Annotated in this window: 15 protein-coding genes and 1 tRNA gene; 11 read left to right on the top strand and 5 right to left on the bottom strand. The window is 73.8% G+C overall.

What is annotated here, in order from left to right; all coding sequences use genetic code 11:
* Positions 1 to 99: 99 nt before the first annotated feature.
* The gene (locus NP048_RS04675) at positions 100 to 2,187 is read left to right on the top strand and encodes an endo-1,4-beta-xylanase (protein WP_227578327.1); all 2,088 of its coding nucleotides are present in this window, start codon (positions 100 to 102) and stop codon (positions 2,185 to 2,187) included.
* Between the two features lie 94 nt (positions 2,188 to 2,281).
* On the opposite strand, the gene NP048_RS04680 is transcribed toward NP048_RS04675, so the two are convergent.
* Positions 2,282 to 3,106, bottom strand: coding sequence for a putative protein N(5)-glutamine methyltransferase (locus NP048_RS04680; RefSeq protein ID WP_227578328.1), 825 nt, complete (start codon positions 3,104 to 3,106; stop codon positions 2,282 to 2,284).
* A 148-nt stretch (positions 3,107 to 3,254) separates the two neighbouring features.
* On the opposite strand from NP048_RS04680, the gene eno reads away from it, so the two are divergent.
* Positions 3,255 to 4,535 (top strand): phosphopyruvate hydratase, encoded by a 1,281-nt coding sequence (gene eno / locus NP048_RS04685; RefSeq protein ID WP_227578329.1) that lies wholly within the window; start codon positions 3,255 to 3,257, stop codon positions 4,533 to 4,535.
* Between the two features lie 69 nt (positions 4,536 to 4,604).
* Here eno and NP048_RS04690 read toward each other — a convergent pair whose 3' ends face one another.
* Positions 4,605 to 4,802, bottom strand: coding sequence for a PadR family transcriptional regulator (locus NP048_RS04690; protein ID WP_227578330.1), 198 nt, complete (start codon positions 4,800 to 4,802; stop codon positions 4,605 to 4,607).
* 369 nt (positions 4,803 to 5,171) lie between these two features.
* On the opposite strand from NP048_RS04690, the gene NP048_RS04695 reads away from it, so the two are divergent.
* From NP048_RS04695 to NP048_RS04730, 8 genes are all read left to right on the top strand, one after another.
* The gene (locus NP048_RS04695) at positions 5,172 to 5,633 is read left to right on the top strand and encodes an FtsB family cell division protein (protein ID WP_227578331.1); all 462 of its coding nucleotides are present in this window, start codon (positions 5,172 to 5,174) and stop codon (positions 5,631 to 5,633) included.
* A gap of 123 nt (positions 5,634 to 5,756) precedes the next feature.
* Positions 5,757 to 6,275 carry a DUF501 domain-containing protein gene (locus NP048_RS04700; protein ID WP_372456850.1) on the top strand — a complete coding sequence of 173 codons (519 nt, stop codon included), beginning with the start codon at positions 5,757 to 5,759 and terminating at the stop codon, positions 6,273 to 6,275.
* Between the two features lie 89 nt (positions 6,276 to 6,364).
* Positions 6,365 to 7,318 carry a Ppx/GppA phosphatase family protein gene (locus NP048_RS04705; RefSeq protein WP_284439725.1) on the top strand — a complete coding sequence of 318 codons (954 nt, stop codon included), beginning with the start codon at positions 6,365 to 6,367 and terminating at the stop codon, positions 7,316 to 7,318.
* A gap of 183 nt (positions 7,319 to 7,501) precedes the next feature.
* Positions 7,502 to 7,831, top strand: coding sequence for a PadR family transcriptional regulator (locus tag NP048_RS04710; RefSeq protein ID WP_227578333.1), 330 nt, complete (start codon positions 7,502 to 7,504; stop codon positions 7,829 to 7,831).
* Positions 7,828 to 9,036 carry a hypothetical protein gene (locus tag NP048_RS04715; protein ID WP_227578334.1) on the top strand — a complete coding sequence of 403 codons (1,209 nt, stop codon included), beginning with the start codon at positions 7,828 to 7,830 and terminating at the stop codon, positions 9,034 to 9,036. The genes NP048_RS04710 and NP048_RS04715 overlap by 4 nt, the downstream gene beginning before the upstream one ends.
* 70 nt (positions 9,037 to 9,106) lie before the next feature.
* Positions 9,107 to 10,549: a hemolysin family protein gene (locus tag NP048_RS04720; RefSeq protein WP_227578335.1), complete on the top strand. Its 1,443-nt coding sequence runs from the start codon at positions 9,107 to 9,109 to the stop codon at positions 10,547 to 10,549.
* A gap of 96 nt (positions 10,550 to 10,645) precedes the next feature.
* Complete coding sequence (locus NP048_RS04725; protein WP_227578336.1) at positions 10,646 to 12,166, top strand: NAD(P)/FAD-dependent oxidoreductase; 1,521 nt, start codon at positions 10,646 to 10,648, stop codon at positions 12,164 to 12,166.
* Between the two features lie 280 nt (positions 12,167 to 12,446).
* Positions 12,447 to 12,520, top strand: a tRNA-Leu gene (locus NP048_RS04730).
* A 7-nt stretch (positions 12,521 to 12,527) separates the two neighbouring features.
* On the opposite strand, the gene NP048_RS04735 is transcribed toward NP048_RS04730, so the two are convergent.
* From NP048_RS04735 to NP048_RS04745, 3 genes are all read right to left on the bottom strand, one after another.
* A complete protein-coding gene (locus NP048_RS04735; RefSeq protein WP_227578337.1) occupies positions 12,528 to 12,989 on the bottom strand; it encodes a DUF3592 domain-containing protein in 462 nt (153 codons plus the stop codon).
* 1 nt (position 12,990) lies between these two features.
* Positions 12,991 to 13,383, bottom strand: a complete 393-nt coding sequence (locus NP048_RS04740) for a PLD nuclease N-terminal domain-containing protein (protein ID WP_227578338.1) — start codon at positions 13,381 to 13,383, stop codon at positions 12,991 to 12,993.
* Positions 13,384 to 13,723: 340 nt separating this feature from the next.
* Complete coding sequence (locus NP048_RS04745) at positions 13,724 to 14,608, bottom strand: siderophore-interacting protein (protein WP_227578339.1); 885 nt, start codon at positions 14,606 to 14,608, stop codon at positions 13,724 to 13,726.
* 201 nt (positions 14,609 to 14,809) lie between these two features.
* On the opposite strand from NP048_RS04745, the gene NP048_RS04750 reads away from it, so the two are divergent.
* Positions 14,810 to 17,953: an efflux RND transporter permease subunit gene (locus NP048_RS04750; protein WP_227578340.1), complete on the top strand. Its 3,144-nt coding sequence runs from the start codon at positions 14,810 to 14,812 to the stop codon at positions 17,951 to 17,953.
* Positions 17,954 to 17,997 lie beyond the last annotated feature (44 nt).

The following is a 17,997-nucleotide window of genomic DNA, read 5'->3' on the forward strand; positions in this document are numbered from 1 at the left end:
GCACTGAAATGATTCGGAGGCTGCTCCCGCCCCACCCGCGGACCTAGCCTCGCGACGGGTCGTGCTGTGACGATCCACCACCGTCGCGAGGAGACCTCCATGCCGTCCGCCCGCCCCGCCACCACGAGCCCGCGGATCGCCGTCACCGGCGCTGCAGCCCTGGTGGCGGCCACCCTGGCCCTCGCCGGCGCGCTGGGCTCGCCGCTCGTCGCACCAGCCCGCGCGGCGTCCCCCGTGGTCGTGCACACCGCGGACTTCGAGTCGGGGCTGGACGGCTGGGAGGCGCGCGGCGTGGCGAGCGTGAGCACGACCGCCACCGGTGCTCGCGGCGCCGGCAGCCTCCTCGTGGAGGACCGGGTGGACCCGTGGGACGGCGCACTCGTCCCCGCCACCGAGCTGTTCGAGCCCGGCACGACCTACACGATCAGCCTGTGGGTGCGGCTGCCCGACGGCGCCGGCACGGCCGACCTGCGGCTCTCCGCGCAGCGCGACCTCGGCGGTGAGCCGACGTACGAGACCATCACGACGGTCGAGGGCGTGACGAGCCAGTGGCGGCAGGTCACCGGCATCTACACCCCCGGGCCGTTCGACACGTCCTCGTTCTACGTCGAGTCCGTGTCCGCACCGGTCGACATCATGATCGACGACGTCCTCGTGACGGGCATCGAGTACACCCCCGACCTCTCGGTGACCCCGGTCTCCGACGCCGTGTCCGTGCCGTTCGGCATCGCCGTCGAGCCGCAGGACGTCCTCGGGGGCCGCGGCGACCTGCTCGCGCACCACGCGGAGCAGATCACGCCCGGCAACCAGATGAAGCCGGAGTCGATCCAGCCCACCGAGGGCACGTTCACGTTCGGTGCGGCCGACGGCCTCGTCGACTGGGCGATCGAGCACGACATGCGCGTCTACGGCCACACGCTGCTGTGGCACCAGCAGACGCCCGCCTGGTTCTTCCAGCGCGACGGTGCCGCCCTGACGACGTCGACCGCCGACCAGGCGCTGCTGCGCGAGCGCCTGCGCACGCACATCGAGGCGGTCGCCGACCACTACCGCGAGACGTACGGCGAGTACGGCACGCCCGGCAACCCGATCTTCGCGTTCGACGTGGTCAACGAGGTCATCGACGAGAACCAGTCCGACGGCCTGCGTCGCAGCGAGTGGTACCGCATCCTCGGCCCGTCGTACATCGCCGACGCCTTCCGGTACGCGCGCGCCGCGTTCGGTCCCGAGGTCCAGCTGTACATCAACGACTACAACTCGGAGTACCCGAACAAGCGCGCGCCCTACCTGCGTCTCGTCACCGACCTGCTCGCGCAGGGCGTGCCGGTCGACGGCGTCGGGCACCAGCTGCACGTCGAGGTCGGCCGCTCGATCTCCATGATCGAGGACACGATCGAGGCCTTCGAGGCGCTCGACGTGCGGCAGGCCGTCACCGAGCTCGACGTGTCGGCGTACCGCGACTCCGGCGAGCAGTGGACGACACCGCCGGCGGCCCGCCTGGTCGAGCAGGGGTACTACTACCGCGACATGTTCACGATGCTCGAGCGGCACGCGTCGTCGTTCGAGTCGATCACGATCTGGGGCCTGGAGGACTCCCGGACGTGGCTGCGCTCGGGTGCGGCACCGCTCCTCTTCGACGGGGAGCTGCAGGTCAAGCCCGCGTACTGGGGGATCGTGGACCCGTCCCGCATCGGGACGACGACGACGCCCACCCCGACGGCGACCGCCACCCCGACCGCCACACCGACCGCCACCCCGACCGCCACACCGACCGCGACGGCCACGCCGACGGCGACCGCCACCCCGACCGCCACGCCGACCGCGACCGCCACCCCGACGGTGACGCCCACCCCGACGCCGAGCACCGGCGCCACCTGCCGCGTCGCGTACACGACGAACGACTGGAACACGGGCTTCACGGCGGGCGTGCGGGTCACCAACGCGGGCTCGTCGGCGCTGACCGGCTGGACCCTGACCTTCGCGTTCACGGGCGGCCAGCGAGTCACGCAGGGCTGGTCGGCGACGTGGTCGCAGTCCGGCACGACGGTCACGGCAGCCAACGCGCCGTGGAACGGCACGCTCGCCGCGGGCGGCACCGTCGACATCGGGTTCAACGGCTCGCACACGGGCAGCAACCCGCGTCCCACGGCGTTCGCGCTCAACGGCACGCCGTGCACGGTCGGCTGACCCTCCGCCCCGCCGGCTGAGAAGGCTGCGGCGCGAGACCGGGCTCGGACCGTTCACCCCGGGTGGTGAGCGCTCCGGGCCCGGTCTCGTGCGTTCAGGCGGGGCGGCGCGCGACGACGACCGTGCCGTCGACGTCGTCGTCACGCAGGACCTCGACCGGCCACCCGGGCGGGCACGCGGCCCGGGTCAGCGCGGTCTGCCGGACGCTCGTCTCGACCAGCACGTGACCACCGGCGCGCACCCACACCGGCGCGAGCGCGAGCAGCCGGCGCTGGACGTCGACCCCGTCCGCACCGCCGTCGAGGGCGGCGTGGGGCTCGTGGTCCCGCGCCTCGGGCGGCATGGTGGCGATCGCGTCGTGCGGCACGTAGGGCGCGTTCGCGACGAGCACGTCGACGCGTCCGCGCAGCGCGGGCGGCACCGGGTCGAGCAGGTCCCCCACCCACGCCTGCCCCCTGTGCGCGAGGTTGCGCCGCGCCCACCCGACGGCGACGGGGTCGAGGTCCGCCGCGTGGACCTGGGCGCCCGGCACCTCACGGGCGACGAGGCTCGCGACGGGCGCGACACCGCAGCACGCCTCCACGACCACGGGCGTGGGCCCGGACTCGCGCGCCAGACGCACGGCCGTCCGGGCGAGCAGCTCGGTCCGGCGCCGGGGGACGAACACGCCGGGCCCGACGCCGAGCCGGAGCCCAGCGAACTCGACCCACCCGAGCACCGTCTCGAGCGGCTCGCCGGCGACCCGGCGGGCGACGAGGGCCTCCAGGGCGTCGACCGTGCCGGCCGGGCTCGCGACGCCGCCGGCGGAGGGCTGGTCCCCGGCCGCCGCGACGAGCAGCGCTGCCTCGTCCTCCGCGAAGACGCAGCCGGCGGCGCGCAGCCGGGCGACGAGCGCGGCGGAGGGATCGGCGGACGTCACGTCGCATGCTCGCACGTCGCGGGATGTGCCTGCCAGCATCGCTGCTGGTCAGGGGGTCGTCGTCCACCTGCCGAAGGTCCCGAGGCCCCATCTGACCAGCGGCACTAGGCTGGGTGGGCAAACCCACCCGTCTGTCGAAGGAGCACCCATGGCCAGCATCGAGGCCGTTGGCGCCCGCGAGATCCTGGACTCGCGCGGCAACCCCACTGTCGAGGTCGAGGTCGCCCTCGACGACGGCACCATCGCCCGTGCCGCCGTCCCCTCGGGGGCGTCCACCGGTGCGTTCGAGGCCGTCGAGCGCCGTGACGCCGATGACCCCCGCTACCTCGGCAAGGGCGTCCAGGGCGCCGTCAACGCCGTGATCGACGACATCGCTCCCGAGCTCATCGGCTTCGAGGCCAGCGAGCAGCGTCTCGTGGACGCCGCGCTCATCGAGCTCGACGGCACGCCCAACAAGGGCAAGCTGGGCGCCAACGCGATCCTCGGCGTCTCGCTCGCGGTCGCCAAGGCCGCGGCCGACTCGGCCGACCTGCCGCTGTTCCGCTACGTCGGCGGCCCCAACGCGCACGTCCTGCCCGTGCCGATGATGAACATCCTCAACGGTGGGTCGCACGCCGACTCCAACGTCGACGTCCAGGAGTTCATGGTCGCCCCGATCGGCGCCCCCACGTTCCGTGAGGCGCTGCGGACCGGCACCGAGGTCTACCACTCGCTGAAGTCCGTGCTGAAGAGCAACGGCCTGTCGACCGGTCTCGGCGACGAGGGCGGCTTCGCCCCGAACCTGCCGAGCAACCGCGCCGCGCTCGACCTCATCATCACCGCGATCGAGAAGGCCGGCTTCGTGCCCGGCAAGGACGTCGCGCTCGCGCTCGACGTCGCGGCGACGGAGTTCTTCTCCGACGACAAGTACGCGTTCGAGGGCCAGAAGCTGCAGTCGGCCGCGATGATCGAGTACTACGAGGCACTCGTCGCGGACTACCCGCTGGTCTCCATCGAGGACCCGCTGGCCGAGGACGACTGGGAGGCCTGGGTCGCGCTCATGGCGCGCATCGGCGACAAGGTCCAGATCGTCGGCGACGACCTGTTCGTCACCAACCCGGAGCGCCTCGCCAAGGGCATCAAGCTCAAGGCCGCGAACTCCCTGCTGGTCAAGCTCAACCAGATCGGCTCGCTCACCGAGACGCTCGACGCGGTCTCGCTCGCGCAGCGCAACGGCTTCACGACGATGACCTCGCACCGCTCCGGCGAGACCGAGGACACGACGATCGCGGACCTGTCCGTCGCGACGAACGCCGGCCAGATCAAGACCGGTGCGCCCGCCCGTGGCGAGCGCATCAACAAGTACAACCAGCTCCTGCGCATCGAGGAGGAGCTCGACGACGCCGGCATCTACGCCGGTGCGAGCGCCTTCCCGCGCTTCCAGGGCTGATCACCGCCTGAACGACGACGCCCGGTCCACCGTCACGGTGGGCCGGGCGTCGCCGTGCGTGGGGAGGCGTCAGGGGGGTGGCGACCGCGGTCGTGCGGGCGGTCCTTCCAGCAGGCGGTCGACGGCGGTGCGGTAGTGGCGCCAGACCTCGACGAAGGCGCCGCGGGCGGCGCGCCCCGGGTCGGTGAGGCGGTGGTACCGGCGGGGCCGCCCGGTGGGGGACTCCTGCCAGGTCATGTCGCCCCAGCCGCGGCTCCGCAGGCGCATGAGCAGGTGTGTGACCGTCCATCCCGGCACGGCGCACCCGTCGACGTCCGTCGGATCCGTCGAGCGCCAGGCAGAATCGACGCCATGCCCTCGCCCCGTCGTCCTCCCGCGCCAGGCTCCGGCCGGCGACCGGGGCGTGACGAGACGCCGTCGGGCGCCGTCCCGCGCGCGGGACGGGTGCCAACGGGCAGGTCGAGCTCGTCGACGTCCCCCCGTGGCGTGCGCAGTGCGGCTCCGCGCTCGGGGGCCGTGCCGAAGGTGGGCGCCTCCCGTCCGGGAGCCGGCCGCGGACGCCCGGGGCCGGGTCGCGCGGGGACGCCGCCGCGAGGGACGCCGCCCGCACAGGCCGCGCGTCTGCCCGTGCCGCGCATGTTCACGGTCCGCGCGATGGTGTTCTCGCTGGTCGTCCTGGTCGCGTTCGTCCTGGTCTACCCGACGCTCGGCTCCTACCTTTCGGCACGGGCCGAGGTCGAGCAGCTCCGCCTGGCACGTGACGCGGCGCTCGCGGAGAACGCCGACCTGGAGGCCGACCTCAAGCGGTGGGACGACGACGCGTACATCGTCGCGCAGGCGCGTGAGCGGCTGTCGTTCGTCATGCCGGGGGAGACCGCGTTCCTCGTCGTCGACCCCGAGACCGTGCCCGACACGCCGGCGGACGTCGGCGGCGCTGTCCCCGAGACGGGCGACGGTGCGACGCGCCCCTGGTACGCGACCGTGTGGGAGTCCGTGGAGATCGCGGGCAGCCTCGACGTGGACGGGCGGCCCACGGACGAGCCGGCACCGCCCGGTGGCCCGGTGGTCCCCGAGTCCGGCACGGAGCCCGCCGGCTGACAGCACGTGGGGGACAATGGACGGCCCGACCGGACGAACGAACGGACCGCCGTGCCCGCACGACCTGACCCCACCACGCACCGCGACGTGCCCGGCCCGTCGGCCCTGCCCGACGTCGCCGACGTGCCCGACGTCCCTGACGCCCCGGCGGTGACGGACGCCGTCAGCGAGCGGGACGTCGAGGTGCTGACCGAGCAGCTCGGCAGGCCGCCGCGCGGGGTCGTCGGCGTCGCCGCGCGCTGCGTGTGCGGACGCCCCCTGGTGGTGCGGACCGCGCCGCGTCTGGACGACGGCACACCGTTCCCGACGACCTACTACCTGACCTCGCCGCAGGCCGTCGCCGCCGTGAGCGCGATCGAGGCGAAGGGTGTGATGAAGGAGCTGACGGCGCGGCTCGCGCAGGACGAGGAGCTCGCGGCGGGGCACCGGCGCGCGCACGAGGCGTACCTCGCGGACCGCGAGGCGCTCGGTCACGTGCCGGAGATCGCCGGGATCTCCGCCGGCGGCATGCCGCAGCGCGTCAAGTGCCTGCACGTGCTGGTCGCGCACGCGCTCGCGGCCGGGCCGGGCGTGAACCCCGTGGGTGACGAGGCGCTGGCGATGATCGCCGACCGGTGGCGTCCCGACCGCTGCACCTGCTGACCGCCGGGGGCGGTGCGGGCCGGTGCGGGTCGGGCGCCGGCCGTGAACCGCCGGTCTGCAGTGTCGGTCGGCGGTGGCACGATGTGCCGGTGACACGCGTGGCAGCCATCGACTGCGGGACCAACTCCATCCGTCTGCTCGTCGCGGACGTCGACCCGGCGGCGGGCACCCTCGTCGACCTGGAGCGCAGCAACGAGGTGGTGCGACTGGGCCAGGGCGTCGACCGCACCGGGCTGCTGGCCCCCGAGGCGCTCGAGCGCACGCTCTCGGCGACGCGCCGGTACCACGAGGTGTGCCAGCGCCTGGGCGTCGAGGCGGTGCGGTTCGTCGCGACGTCCGCGACGCGTGACGCGCGCAACCGCGAGGACTTCGTGGCCGGGGTGCGCGACGCGCTGGGCGTGGAGCCCGAGGTCGTCGCGGGGGACGAGGAGGCGCGGCTGTCGTTCCGCGGCGCGACGGGGGTGCTCGCGAGCCGGTACGACGGGCCGTTCCTCGTCGTCGACCTGGGCGGCGGCTCGACCGAGCTGGTCCTGGGCACCGACGCGCCGGAGGCGGCGGTGTCGATGGACGTGGGCTCGGTGCGGCTCACCGAGCGGCACCTGCACGACGACCCCCCGACGCCCGCGCAGGTCGCCGCGGCCGACGCCGACGTGCGGGCGGCGCTGGACGCCGCTGCTGCCGTCGTACCGCTGGGCCGGACCGTGACGCTCGTGGGCCTCGCGGGGTCCGTGACGACGCTCACCGCGCACGCCCTCGGCCTGGACCACTACGACCGCACGCGCATCGACGGTGCGGTGCTCGGTGTCGACGACGTGCTCGCGTCGTGCGAGGACATGCTGGCCCGCACGCGCGAGCAGCGCGCGGCGCTGCCCTACCTGCACCCCGGCCGGGTCGACGTCATCGGCGCGGGCGCGCTCGTGTGGCGCGAGGTCGTGCGGCGGGTCCGCGGCGAGGTGGCGGCGGCCGGGGGAGAGCTGACCCACGTGGTCACCTCCGAGCACGACATCCTCGACGGCATCGCCTGGAGCATCGCCGAGCGCTGAGGCGCGGCCGCTGCCGCGGCACAGTCGGGACACGCCCATGTGGCGCGTCGTGGACAGTAGTGCGGATTGCGCACTACTGTGCGACGTGCGGGCCCTGGAGGGGTGCCCGCGCCACGTACCGCCCGCCCGTCCCGGCACGCCCGGGGCGGGCGGGCGGCGGAGCGACGACGAGCGGGAGACCGGATGGACACCACGCAGCTGCTCAAGGGGGTGCTGGACCTGGCCGTGCTGTCCGTCGTCGCGGACGAGGACGGCTACGGCTACGACGTCGTGCGACGCCTGCGCGCCGCGGGCATCGAGGAGGTCGGTGACGCGTCGGTGTACGGCACGCTGCGCCGGCTGTACTCGTCGGGGGCGCTGACGTCGTACGTCGTGCCCAGCGACGAGGGACCGCACCGCAAGTACTACGGCATCAACGCGCAGGGGCGAGCGATGCTCGCCGCGCAGCGCAAGGACTGGTTCGAGTTCGCGGGCACGATGCAGCGCCTGCTCGGGACGGAGGGTGGGGCATGAGCATCGTCGACGACACGATCGCGCAGGACGTCCGGACGTACGCCGCGCAGGTGAGGGCGGCGCTCGCGGATCTCGGGCAGGAGCAGGTGGACGACCTCACCGACGGGCTCGAGGCCAACCTGGCCGACGCGCTGGCCGACGACGGACGCGCCCACCGCGGCTCGCTCGTCGACGAGTTCGGCACGCCGGAGGCCTACGCAGCCGAGCTGCGCTCTGCCGCAGGGCTGGCCCCGGCCGGTCAGCAGGGGCGCGCCGAGAGCGCGTTCCGCTCCGCGTTGCTGGCACCGTGGCGCGAGACCCGCGACGCGGCCCGCACCACGCTCGCACGCCTGCGCGGGACCCGCTGGTTCCCCGGGGTCGAGGACCTGCTCGTCGCGCTGCGTCCGGCGTGGTGGGTGCTGCGCGGCTGGGCGCTGGCACACCTGGTGCTGCAGGTGATCGGTGCCGAGCCGTACCCGTTCTGGGTGCCGTCGGACTCCGGCGGCTGGGTCCTGATGATCCTGGCGATCGTGGCGAGCGCGCAGTGGGGGCGCGGCGAGTGGCGCGCCGGGCCGCGCTGGGACCGCGTGCTGGAGGTGCTCAGCCGTGTGCTCGCGCTCGCGGCTCTGATCCTCGTCCTGACGCTGCCCGGGGCACACCGCAACGAGTTGGCGATGGCGGAGGGCTGGGTCGACAACTCGGCGCAGGACGGCGTGATCGTCGACGGCGAGCGGGCCTTCAACCTCTTCGTCTACGACGCCGACGGCAACCCCGTCGAAGGGGCGCAGGTCTTCGACCAGCTCGGACGTCCCGTGACCACCGAGCCCGACGGCGGCAGCCCCTGGCTCCAGCAGGAGTACTGGCCCGACGGTGCCGACGAGCCTCTCCTGCACGTGGGGGTCCCCGGCCCCAACCGGGAGACGCGGTGGAACGTCTTCCCGCTGCACAGCCTCAGCCGCGGAGAGTTCCCGGACGGCGGGCCGCTCGACCTGACCGACAAGGACCTGCGGGAGCGGCTGAGCGCCCCCACCTGGCCGTTCGCGGCGGCTGCTCCCGTGCTGCCGTGGCAGAAGGCCGCGGACGAGGCGAAGCCGACGCCGACCCCGTCGGCCACGGCCCCTGCCGACGAGGCGCCGGTCCCGGTCGACGAGATGCCGACCCCAGCCGAGGACGCACCGGCGGCGGACGCACCCTCCGACGCCGAACCCGCACCGGCCGCTCCCTGACGGGGCCGAGCGGGTGGACGAGGTCGGCACCTAGGGTGGGAGCACCCGCTCGACCACCCTGGAAGGACCCGTGACCGTCGACATCTGGGCCGACATCGGCCTCGTCCTGCTCTTCGTCCTGGTCGGTGGCGTGTTCTCGGGCACCGAGCTCGCACTGGTCTCGCTGCGCGAGTCGCAGCTCGGGCAGCTCGAGAAGCAGGGGCATCGCGGTGCGCGCGTCGCCGCCGTGGCGCGCAACCCCAACCGCTTCCTCGCCGCCGTGCAGATCGGTGTCACCGTGGCCGGGTTCTTCTCGGCAGCGTTCGGCGCCTCGACGCTCGCCTCGGCGCTCGCGCCGGTCTTCGAGTCGCTCGGGATGGCCTCCGGTACCGCTGAGGGTGTCGCGCTGGTGGTCCTCACGCTGCTCATCGCGTACCTGTCGCTCGTGCTGGGCGAGCTCGTGCCCAAGCGCATCGCGATGCAGCAGGCGGCGCGCGTGTCGCTGTGGGTCGGCCCGCCCCTCGACCGCTTCGCCGCCCTCATGACCCCCGTGGTGTGGCTGCTGTCCAAGTCCACCAACGGCGTCGTGCGGCTGCTCGGCTTCGACCCCGCGGCGACCGGCGACCAGATGAGCGACGAGGAGCTGCGCGACCTGGTGCGCACGCACCCCCACCTGCCCGAGGACGAGCGGCGCCTCATCGACGACATCTTCGACGCGGGCGACCGCTCGCTCGTCGAGGTCATGCGCCCGCGCACCGACGTCACGTTCCTCGCAGCGAGCGAGCCGATCGCGCGGGCCGCCCAGCTCGTCGGCACCCTGCCCTACTCGCGGTACCCGGTGACGGGGGAGGACTTCGACGACATCGTCGGGTTCGTGCACGTGCGTGACCTGCTGGCGCCCGTCGCGCGCGCGGTGCGGGAGGCGGACGTCGACCCGGACACCCACGGCCGCGAGGGCGTGGTGGAGGCGATCATCGAGGTCTCCGCGACCACGGTCGGCGACGTGGTCCGGCCGGTCGTGCAGCTGCCCGGCACCAACGCGGTGCTGCCGACGCTGTCCACCATGCGACGCACCGGCGCGCACATCGCCGTCGTCGTCGACGAGTACGGCGGGACCGACGGCATCGTCACGCTCGAGGACCTGCTCGAGGAGCTGGTCGGCGACATCGTCGACGAGTACGACCACGTCCCCGTCCGGGCCGTCGGGGACGCGGACGTCGACGCGGGGCTCACGCTCGAGGACTTCGCGGACCGCACCGGCGTCGTGCTGGCCGACGGGCCGTACGAGACGGTCGCGGGCTACGTCCTCGCGCGGCTGGGGCGCATGGCCCGCCCCGGCGACGTCGTGGACGTCGACACCGACCCGCACGACGACGCGGACGCCCCGCCCGTGACGCGCCTGCGCGTCCGGGTGGTCGAGGGCCGACGCATCACGGCGGTGCGCGTCGAGCAGGAGACCACCGAGCAGGCGTCCGAGCAAGAGGCATCAGAACAGCACGCCGCGCACGACGAGGGCCGGCCCGGCGGCTCCTGAGCGCGCTCGACCCCACCGCGCCGGCGCACCCGGTGTGCGCGGTATCACCGCTCACCGACAGGGTTGCGGGGCGTCTCCCCGCATACCGTATGAGGTATGCCTCAGTCGTCTGCCTCCGTCGATGCTGCCCGCCCGCAGGGCGCGCTCATGCCCGCCCCGGCCGGCAAGCCGCGCAAGGTGCCGCGGGTCGTCGTCCTCGGCGGCGGCACGGTCGGCCTGTACTCGGCACGGCGGCTGCGCCGCCGGCTCGGTCGACGCGACGCCGCGATCGTCGTTGTCGACCCGCGTCCCTACATGACGTACGCGCCGTTCCTCCCCGAGGCCGCGGCCGGGTCGATCGACCCCCGCAACGTCGTCGCGCCGCACCGCCGCGCGCTCAAGGGCGTCGACGTGCTGCAGGGCCACGTCACGCAGATCGAGCACGCGCAGCGCCGCGTCCAGATCACCCCCATCGAGGGCGACGCGTACTGGGTGACGTACGACCACCTCGTCGTCGGCCTGGGATCCGTCGCGCGCACGCTGCCGATCCCCGGGCTCGCCGACGTCGGTATCGGCTTCAAGAACGTCGAGGAGGCCATCGCGCTGCGCAACCACGTGCTGGGACGCATCGACGTCGCGGCGTCCACGTGGGACCCCGAGCTGCGCCGCAAGATGCTGACCTTCGTCTTCGTCGGCGGCGGCTTCGCCGGTGTCGAGGCGCTCGGTGAGGTCGAGGACATGGCCCGGTACGCCGTGCGCAAGTACGGGCAGATCGACGCGGACGAGATGCGCTTCGTCCTCGTCGAGGGCAGCCGCCGCATCCTGCCCGAGGTGAACGAGGAGCTCGGCGGCTACACGCTCGAGCAGCTGCGCAAGCGCGACATCGAGATCTTCCTGTCGACGTTCCTCAGCTCGTGCGTCGACGGGCACATCGTGCTGTCGGACGGCACCGAGTTCGACGCCGAGACGGTCGTGTGGACCGCGGGGGTCAAGGCCAACCCCGTCCTGCAGGACTCCGACCTGCCCCTGGACAAGCTCGGCCGTGTCATCTGCAACGAGTACCTGCAGGTCACGGCCGAGGACGGCACCGTCGTGGCCGACGCCTGGGCCGCCGGTGACTGCGCCGCCGTGCCCGACCTGTACAACCCGGGCCAGTTCTGCCCGCCGAACGCCCAGCACGCGCTGCGCGAGGGCAACCACATCGGCGACAACCTCGCGCTCGTGCTGCGCTCCGCGGAGCCGACGATCTACAAGCACCGCAACGTCGGTGCCGTCGCCTCGCTCGGCATGTACAAGGGCGTCGCGCAGATGTTCGGCAGGATCAAGGTGCGCGGGTTCCTCGCGTGGGTGCTGCACCGCTCGTACCACGTGTTCGCGATGCCGACCTTCAACCGCAAGCTGCGCATCGCCGCCGGCTGGACCGGCTCGGTGCTGCTGCGCCGCGAGGTCGTCGCCCTGGGCTCGCTGCACGACCCGCGCGCCGAGTTCCGCGCCGCGTCGGTGCCGCCCAAGCCCAAGGTTGAGCAGACGACGCAGGCCACGGCACCGACGGACGGGGCGACCGCTGCGCCGACGCTCCCGCCGCAGAAGGCCGAGAAGGACTCCCCGGCCGCGAAGGACGACGCCCACCAGGCCTGACACGGGCGCCGACGGCCCCGCGCACCCTCCCCGGGTCGCGGGGCCGTCGCACGCCGTGACCGGATCGCACTCTCACGAGCAAGGTCGGGCGGGACCCCGCCCCGCCCACCCCCTGGGGCGCGAGAGTGCAATCCAGTCACCCCCGTGGGCGCGAGAGTGCAATCCAGTCACGCGCCCCCGCGACTGGATTGCTCTCTCACGGGGGAGGGGTGGGGGATCGCGGCCAACCCCGGGGCGTGAGAGGGCGATCCAGCGCACGCCCCTGGCAGGATGGCGGCGCGCCCCCGTAGCCCAACCGGCAGAGGCAACCGGCTTAAACCCGGTCCAGTCCGGGTTCGAACCCCGGCGGGGGCACCGACCGCTACCCCTCGTGCCAGCGGCGCACCCGCTCCCAGTCGATGCGCCGCGTCCACGTGAGGGCCGCGAGGACCAGGCACAGGGCGCCGATCGACCCACCGACCCAGGCGCCCGTCCCGTCGGCGCCCAGGCGGGCGTCGACGACGCGGTCCTCGGGGGCCAGGGGGTCGTACAGCACCGGCACCTGGTCACCGACCGACGGGGTCCCGCCCGCGGTCACGACCTCGGCGACGACCTCGGGTCCGTCGTGCGGCGCGTAGCGGACCTCGACGTGCAGCGTCTTGGAGTACCAGACGTCCACGACGACGCCCGTCGCGCGCAGGCCGCGGCTGCTGATCGCCTCGGCGTCGGTGTGCACCTGCCAGGCCGCCAGGCCGGCGACCGTCGCCACGACGAGCGTGATGAAGGTCGACGGTCCCCGCCCGTTGACCCAGGTCGCGAAGGACGAGCGGCGCCGGCTCGCCACGTCAGGCGTCCGGGCGGTCGCGCTCCGTGGCCTGCTCGCGGGCGCGGATCTGCGCCTCCCACTCGCGCAGCATCTGCTCGTGGAGCTCGTCGGACCGGCGCTCCTCGGCTCGGCGGCGCTCCTCGGCCGCGGCGTCCTCGCCGTACCGGCGGGGACGCTCGTACTCGGGGAAGCCGGCGGTCTCGGTCGAGCGCCACGGGACCTGCGCGCGCGGCGTCTGGGGGCGTCCGGCGACGAGCCAGGCGATGCCGCCCGCGAGGGGCAGCACGACGATGAGGACGAGCCACCAGCCCTTCGACAGGTTGCGCACGCGGTCGGAGTCGGACTGGATGCAGTCGATCAGGCAGAACACCAGCAGGGCGATCTCGACGATCACCGGCAGGAAGCGCAGCACCAGGTCCCCCTCGCGTCGTTGGCACCGGAACGCTAGCGGGGGGCGAGGAGCCTCGTGCCGATTTCGTCGGGACTCACCCGTTGGGGTGTGCGCCGCCCGGGCCGGGCCGGCTCACGCCCGGGCGGCCGGTTCAGCGCCCGTCGGCCGTGCCGAGCCAGTCGCGCATCGTGGCTGCGTCCGCGATCGCGCCGTCGACGACCCGCCTGGGGTCCGGGCCGGACCGGAAGTCGACGATCAGCAGGTACCGGGGCGTGGCGGTCTCCGTCCCTCGGGGCGCCGGGGTGGCGCCGGTACCTGGATGGGTGGGCGACCAGCTTCTCGACGTTCCCCGGTGACTCTCTCAGTCCAGCCCCGCGGCCGCCTCCGCGGCCTCGATCTGCGCGTTCCACGCCTTCTTGCTCGCGCGCCAGCTCTCGTCGTCGGCGCCGAGGCGCCAGTACCCGGAGATGGACAGGTCCGCGCGGGCGACGCCGTGCGTGCGCAGGTGCGCGCGCAGCTCCTTGACCGCGCCGGCCTCGCCGTGGACGAAGGCCCCGATGCGTCCCGCGGGGGTCGGCCAGGCGCGGACGGCCTCGGGGAGCGTGGACCCCGCGGGGGCGTCGCCGTGGTGCAGCCAGGTGACCGTGACGCCGGCGGGTGCGTCGAGCGCGATCTCGTCGTCGGGGCCGTGCACCTCGACGAACGCGGCACCGACGGCGTCACGGGGCAGGCGCTCCAGACCGACCGCGACCGCGGGCAGGGCGCTGGCATCACCGACGAGCAGGTGCACGTCGACGTCCGGGCTCGGGTCCCACGCGCCGCCGGGCCCGTGGACCAGCACGCGGTCGCCGGGCGCCGCGGCCGCCGCCCACGGCCCGGCGAGGCCCTCGTCGCCGTGCACGACGAAGTCGAGGGTCATCTCACGGGTCGCCGGGTCCCACGCGCGGATCGTGTACGCGCGCTGGCGCACCTGGACGCCCTCGGGGAGACCGGCGCGCAGCGCCGCGAGGTCGACGCGGCCGTCGTCCGTCAGCGGGCAGCCGTCGAGCGCGCCGTCGGGGAGGAAGCCGAGCTTGACGTACGAGTCGGCGCAGACCGGGTCGGCCAGCGGTCGCAGTCCCGGGCCGCCGAGCACGACGCGCGCGAGGTGCGGCGTCAGGCGCTGCGTCCGCACCACCTCACCCAGCACCGGTGCGGGGCGTCGCGGGGCCACGAGGGGCAGGGCGGTCCGGCCGGTGATGCTCATCAGGTGAGCCTAACCTCGGGCCCCGTCACGGGCCGCGGGAGTGACCAGCCCCACGTCGGGGCCGGGAACCCCCGTGAACCCGGCATCCGTTGGGTTGGCGGGTGCCGGTCCCCGGACCCGCACGTACTGTCGCCCTACGCCGCGACGACGCGGACCCGTCCCGCCCCGTCACGACCGCCGCCCTGCCCCTCGGAGGAACCCGTGTCCCGCCTCGCCCGGCTCTCGCTGGCCAACCGCTCGGTCGTCGCGCTCGTGACGGTCGCGATCGCGGTCTTCGGCTGGTTCAGCCTCGGCTCCCTCAAGCAGGAGCTCATCCCGTCGCTGCAGATCCCCACGGCGGTCGTCGTTGCGGTCGACCCGGGTTCCTCGCCGGAGCTCGTCGAGCAGCAGCTCACCGAACCCATCGAGCAGGCGGTCTCCGCCGTCGCGGACGTCGAGTCCGTGACCTCCACGTCCTCCACGTCGGTCTCGACGACGACGGTCGAGCTGACCTACGGCGTCGACGTCGACGCGCGGGCCCAGGACATCCAGCAGGCCGTCGACCGCATCCGCTCGGCGCTGCCCGAGGGCGTCGACCCGATGGTCGTGACCGGGTCGATCGACGACCTGCCCGTCGTGCAGCTCGCGGTCGCCGGGACCCCCGACGACGTGCGCGAGGGCGAGGACCCGCAGGCCGCGCTGGCCCGGGTCGTCGAGGACGTCGTGGTGCCGCGCCTGGAGCAGGTCGACGGCGTCCGGGAGGTCGCCGTCACGGGCGTGGCCGAGCAGGCGGTCACGATCACCCTCGACCTGCCCGCCCTCACCGCGGCGGGCCTGTCGCCGGCGGCGGTGCAGACGATCCTGCAGGACAACGGGGTCGTGCTGCCCACCGGCACGGTCGACGAGGGCGACCTCACCCTGTCCGTCCAGGCGGGCTCGCCGATCACCTCGGTGGACGACCTGCGTGCGCTCCCGCTGCTCGGCTCGGCGACCGGCCAGGCCGTCAACCTCGGCGACGTCGCCGAGGTGGTCGTCGCCCCCGTGCCTGCGGCGAGCCTGTCGCGGCTGGACGGCGAGCCGGCCCTGGCCGTCTCCCTCACCAAGACGCCCGCCGGCAACACCGTCGACGTGTCGCACGGCGCGCAGGACGCGGTGGACGAGCTGCGCGACCAGCTCGGTGGCGACGTCGACATCGCCGTGGTGTTCGACCAGGCCCCGTTCATCGAGGAGTCCATCGAGGGCCTGGCCACCGAGGGCGGCCTCGGCCTGCTGTTCGCGGTCGTCGTCATCCTGCTGTTCCTGGGCTCGATCCGCTCGACCCTGGTCTCGGCGATCTCGATCCCGCTGTCGCTGCTGGTGACGTTCATCGGCCTGCAGGTCGCCGGGTACTCGCTGAACATCCTCACGCTCGGCGCGATGACCATCGCGATCGGCCGCGTCGTCGACGACTCGATCGTCGTCATCGAGAACATCAAGCGGCACCTGTCGTACGGCGAGGGCAAGCGCGACGCGATCGTCACCGCGGTGCGCGAGGTGGCGGGCGCGATCACCGCCTCGACCATCGCGACCGCTGCGGTGTTCGTGCCCATCGGCCTGGTCGGCGGGATGGTCGGCGAGCTGTTCCGGCCGTTCGCCTTCACCACCGCGATCGCGCTGGTCGCGTCCCTGCTCGTGTCGCTGACGATCGTGCCCGTCCTGGCGTACTGGTTCGTCAAGGCGGACGTGGTCGAGGGGGCCGGTGCGCAGGAGGTGCGTGCCGCCGCGGAGGCCAAGGAGCGTCGTTCCTGGATGCAGCGGTCGTACCTGGCCACGCTGCGCGGCGCGATCGCCCACCCCGTGGTCACGCTGCTCGCGGCCCTCGTCGTCTTCGCCGGGACGCTCGGCCTGGCCACTCGCCTGGAGACCAACTTCCTGGGTGACGCCGGCCAGAACACCCTCACCGTCACCGAGACGTTCCCGCCGGCCACCTCGCTCGAGGCGCAGGATGCCGCGGCGCAGGAGATCGAGGAGGTCCTGCTGGGCGTCGAGGGCGTGCAGACCGTGCAGACCACGGTCGGCTCGGCCGGCGGCATCGAGGCGGTGTTCGGCGGCGGGGGGGCACCGCGTGCGTCCTTCGCGCTGACCCTCACGGACGACTCCGACAACACCGCGGTCGCCGACGACGTGCGCGAGGCCGTCGCCGACCTGTCGGGCAGCGACGGGCACGGCGACGTCGTCGTGGCGGGCGCCGACGCCGCGTTCGGGTCGTCGACCGTCGACGTCGTGGTGCAGGCCGACGACCCCGACGAGCTGGAGCAGCTCGCCGCGCAGGTGCGCGACGTCGTCGCCGACGTCGAGGGCACCACGGACGTCACCAACGACCTGTCCGCGGACCAGCCGACCGTGCGCGTCACGGTCGACCGCGAGGCCGCGGCAGCCGCCGGGCTGACCGAGACCGCGGTCGTGGGCACGGTCGCCGGCCTCATGAGCCCGCAGCCGATCGGCACGGTCGACCTCGGTGCCGGGCCCGTGGACGTCACCGTCGTGACGGTCCCCGCACCGGCGAGCGTGGCCGAGGTCGAGCAGCTCGTGCTGCCCACGGCCACCGGCATCGTCCCGCTGACGTCCGTCGCGAGCGTCGAGGAGGTCGAGGTGCCGGTCTCCACGACCCGCATCGACGGCAAGCGCGCGGCGACGATCTCGGCCACGCCGGCCGACCAGGACCTCGGCGGGCTCACGGAGCGGATGCGGACCGCGCTGGAGGACGTCGACGTGCCGGCCGGTGCGAGCGTCGAGATCGGCGGCGTCGCGGCCGACCAGGAGGACGCGTTCGCGGACCTCGGGCTCGCGCTGCTCGTCGCGCTCGCGATCGTCTACGTCGTGATGGTCGCGACGTTCCGGTCGCTGCTGCAGCCGCTGATCCTCATGGTGTCGGTGCCGTTCGCGGCGACCGGCGCCCTGCTCGGCCTGCTGCTCACCGGGACGCCGCTGGGCGTGCCCGCGCTGATCGGCGTGCTGATGCTCATCGGGGTCGTCGTGACGAACGCGATCGTGCTGGTCGACCTGGTCAACCAGTACCGCGAGCGCGGACGCGGGATCGACGACGCGGTGACCGAGGGGTCGCGCAAGCGGCTGCGGCCCATCCTCATGACGGCCGCGGCGACGATCTTCGCGCTCGTGCCCATGGCGTTCGGGCTCACCGGCGGTGGGGTGTTCATCTCGCAGCCGCTGGCGATCGTCGTCATCGGCGGCCTGTTCACCTCGACGCTGCTGACCCTGGTGCTCGTGCCGGTGCTCTACACGCTGGTCGAGCGGCGCCGGGAGCGGGGAGCGGCGCGACGCCAGGCGCGTCGGGACGCGAAGGCGTCACCCGACGTCGCCGCCTGACGGCACCCACGGACGACGAACGCGGCGCACCGCCGTCCCCCTCC

The sequence above is a fragment of the Cellulomonas xiejunii genome (genome assembly GCF_024508315.1).
Lineage (GTDB): Bacteria > Actinomycetota > Actinomycetes > Actinomycetales > Cellulomonadaceae > Cellulomonas > Cellulomonas xiejunii.